Here is a 3,906-nt window from a genome sequence, read left to right on the forward strand (position 1 = left end):
ATGGCCTCGGCCTTCATGCCCACTGCGTTGAAGCACAAGCCCAACCGGTAGTGGCTCATGGCATGCGTCACATCCAGCGACAGCGCTTCAAACAAGACTTTGATGCCTTCTTGATAGCGTTGTGCACTAAATAGTGTGTTGCCCAGAACCTGCAGGTATTCCGCGCTGGGACGCAAGCCCAGCGGCATGTCCAGCATGAACGTGGCGGCCTCGCTGTGGCGGCCAACCTGGGCCAGGCATTCGCCCATGAACTGGCGGGCCAGCAAATTGCCAGGCTCCTGCTCCAGGATGAGTCGCGTGTGCTCGATAGCCCGATCTGCTTGCTGAGACCTCAGCAGCGCTCGCGCCAGGTTCAATCTGAACAGGGTGTCAGCAGGGGATGCCTTGCAGGCCTTGTCAAATTCCTTGACGGCCCCCAACCACTGGCCCTTCTTGCTGAAATCCAGACCATGTTCCCAATGTTGATGCGCCTGCTTCAGAAGTCGTGCCTGCTGGCCGAAAACGGCTTGTGTCGAGGTTTGCATGGCGGATGACACCCATTTCATAAGGAAGAGGTGCCGTCAGTCTAGACATCAGCGATTCCCATGGGGATCGGAGATGAACAGCAAAGCAATGTCATTTCTCTCGACACTATTTCACGAAAGCTGGTTTTGCAAATCACTCAAGTCCACACAAAGGGGCGCCGATATGCAAAGCAACGGTCTTCAAGAATGGGTCCGTGGTCCGGTTAGCCGGCCGATGTTTCTGGTGGCAAGACGCCACTTCGGGCGACACGGTTGACTAGCGACGGTCTGGCAGTGCGGTAGCTGTATCACCGCGTTTACATGCCGGCGCTATCTGCCGGGAGTTTTGCAACCATAGGAGAGCACCATGCCTTCAGTTATCAATACCAACCTGCTGTCGATGAACGCACAGCGCAACACCAGCGTTTCGCAAGCTTCGCTGTCCACCTCGATGCAACGCCTGTCGTCTGGCTTGCGCGTCAACTCCGCCAAGGACGACGCCGCCGGTCTGGCGATTGCAGAACGCATGAACGCACAGGTTCGCGGCATGAACGTCGCAGTGCGCAACGCCAACGACGGCATCTCGCTGGCGCAGACCGCTGAAGGCGCGTTGGCCAAGGTCGGCGATTCCTTGCAACGTATGCGTGAACTGGCTGTTCAAGCTCGTAACGCTTCGAACAGCTCCAGCGACAAGGACTCCCTGAACAAGGAATTCCAGCAGCTGTCCAAGGAAATCACACGTGTGATCGGCGGCACCACCTTCAACGGACAGACCATCATCGGCTCCAACGCCGGCGGCAAGGACTTCCAGATCGGTGCCAACACGACCAACAACGACACCATCACGGTCACCACGACCAATATGAACGGCGATGCCAGCATCACTGCTGTCACCGGTGCAGCGTCCAAGATCGACAGCCAGCAAAACGCTGCGGCGATCAAGACCGTGATCGATAACATCGACGGCGCCATCGACAAGGTCAACTCCGAACGCGCCATGTACGGCGCCACTCAGAGCCGCTTTGACTCGGTGATCTCGAACCTGCAGGTGTCGGTTGAAAACCAATCTGCCGCTCGCAGCCGCATCATGGATGCCGACTTCGCGACAGAAACGGCCAACCTGTCTCGTGCCCAGATCCTGCAACAGGCTGGCAACGCGATGATTGCGCAGGCCAACCAGCTGCCACAGCAAGTGCTGTCTCTGCTGCGCTGATATACAAGGCGCCAGGCCGAAAACCTCGGCCAGCGCCTCAGCAAAAGCACGTCAAGCCGCCTTCGGGCGGCTTTTCCTTTTACGGGTTGGAATTGGGGCTGGATCGGGCCTTTATTCGCACTTTTGGTTCTCAAAAAAACTCCGAACATCCATACCACTGGCTGAAGGATTTTTTTGGACTCCTTCGGCGACAAGCTGAAGGTCGGCGACATCGCCGGAAGTCTGACGAATTTTTAGGAGTGCGTTATGCCTCAGACGATCAATACGAACTTGAACTCGCTGAACGCTCAGCGCAATCTCAACACGTCGCAGATGTCTCTGTCCGTGTCGATGCAGCGCCTGTCCTCCGGCCTGCGTGTGAACTCCGCCAAGGACGATGCCGCCGGCCTGGCGATCGCCGAACGGATGAATGCGCAAGTCAAGGGCATGAACGTCGCGGCACGCAATGCCAACGACGGGATCTCCCTGGCCCAGACGGCGGAAGGCGCGCTGGGCAAGGTTTCCGATGCGCTGCAACGGATGCGTGAACTCACGGTCCAGGCGCGTAACGCATCGAACAGCTCCAGTGACAAGGACTCCCTCAACAAGGAGTTCAAACAACTGGCGCAGGAAATCACGCGGGTGCTGGGTGCCACAACGTTCAACGGCAAGGACATCCTGGCCTCTGGCGCGGGTGGCCTGGACTTCCAGATCGGCGCCAACACAACAGCCAACGATCTGATCACGATATCGACGTCGAACATGCTGACAAACGGCAGCATCACCGCTGTTACCGGCGCCTCGGTCTCGATCGGCAGTGATGCCAACACCGCCACGTTGAAGACGGTCATTGACTCGATCGACGGTGCGCTGGACAAGATCAACTCCGAACGCGCGGTCTACGGTGCCACGCAAAGCCGCTTTGATGCCATCATTTCCAACCTGCAGGTGGCCAGCGAAAACCAGACCGCCGCACGCAGCCGGATCATGGATGCAGACTTCGCGGTCGAAACTGCCAATCTGTCCAGAGCCCAGATCCTGCAACAGGCCGGCAACGCCATGGTGGCGCAGGCCAACCAGTTGCCGCAACAAGTGCTCAAGCTGCTGGGTGGTTGATCCCCTCATGAACGCAGGGACAACAAGCCGGTTGCTCAAGTCCTGACGTTTCATGCCGAATTACACGATGTCCGGCCCTGACCGGACATCGGCATTTCATGCCCGATCAGGCATGAGCGGCGCAAAAGGAAGATCAAGATGACCTCCACATCCTCTACTTCGGGAACCATCAGTTCATTGGGGGTTGGCAGCGGCCTGGACGCCAACTCCATCGTGACCAAACTGGTCGCACTGGAGCGTCAGCCCATTTCCGATCTTCAAACTGCTGCCGACAAGATCCAATCCAAGATCTCAGCTTTTGGTCAGGTCCAATCGACCATGTCGACCATGCATGATGCGGCCCAGAAGCTTGCCAATCCTGACATTTGGTACAGCACAACGTCCTCGTCATCCGACTCGAACGTGGTCAACTTCACCACGGGTTCAGGTGCCGCCACTGGCAGCTATTCGGTGTCTGTCTCCTCTTTGGCGTCCGGACAATCTGTCGTCACCAACACCGCACTGAGCTCAAGTACAGCCACTGTTGGCAGTGGCACGCTGACGTTCGATCTGGGCTCTTGGGATGGCACGACATTCAACGCCAGCAAAACTGCCAGCGTCAGCATTTCATCAACCGACACACTCGAAAACGTCAGGGACAAGATCAACGATGCGGCCACCGGCGTAACAGCATCCATCGTCAAGGACTCCAAAGGCGCTCGCCTCGTGATGACATCAGCTGCGACAGGTGCCGCCAACGCTTTTCGCGTCTCAGTCAACGATACGGGTGATGGCAACAACACTGACGCCACCGGTCTGTCATCGCTGGCCTATGACCCGGCCAGCACGATGCCTGGCACAACGCTCACAAAACCAGCCGCTGACGCCGCTGCTTCGATCAACGGCGTCAACGTGACGTCAAGCACCAACAATTTTTCGGACGTACTGACGGGCATCAGCTTCACGGTCGGCAAGGTCACCACAAATGGCACCACGGATACGCCCGCCATTGTGACGGTCAAACAAGACAACGACACGATCAGCAAAGCCATCAACGACTTCGCCACGTCGTATTCATCGCTCATCACCTTGCTGCGCAACAACACCAAGTATGAC

The 3,906-nt window shown here is 57.6% G+C and carries 4 protein-coding genes; 3 read left to right on the forward strand and 1 reads right to left on the reverse strand.

Features of this window, described 5'->3' with window-relative positions; all coding sequences use genetic code 11:
• A partial coding sequence (locus EPO09_RS08665; protein ID WP_290642191.1) for a tetratricopeptide repeat protein occupies positions 1-524 on the reverse strand: 524 nt, incomplete at its 3' end.
• Between the two features lie 346 nt (positions 525-870).
• Here EPO09_RS08665 and EPO09_RS08670 point away from each other — a divergent pair.
• From EPO09_RS08670 to fliD, 3 genes are all read left to right on the forward strand, one after another.
• Positions 871-1,716: a flagellin gene (locus tag EPO09_RS08670; RefSeq protein WP_290642193.1), complete on the forward strand. Its 846-nt coding sequence runs from the start codon at positions 871-873 to the stop codon at positions 1,714-1,716.
• Between the two features lie 246 nt (positions 1,717-1,962).
• Entirely contained in the window at positions 1,963-2,811 is an 849-nt protein-coding gene (locus EPO09_RS08675) for a flagellin domain-containing protein (protein ID WP_290642195.1), read from the forward strand.
• A gap of 138 nt (positions 2,812-2,949) precedes the next feature.
• Positions 2,950-3,906: flagellar filament capping protein FliD (fliD, locus tag EPO09_RS08680; protein ID WP_290642197.1), on the forward strand; the 957-nt coding region annotated here is incomplete at its 3' end.

The sequence above is a fragment of the Aquabacterium sp. genome, assembly GCF_004297345.1.
In the GTDB taxonomy this organism is placed as follows: Bacteria; Pseudomonadota; Gammaproteobacteria; order Burkholderiales; family Burkholderiaceae_C; genus Aquabacterium.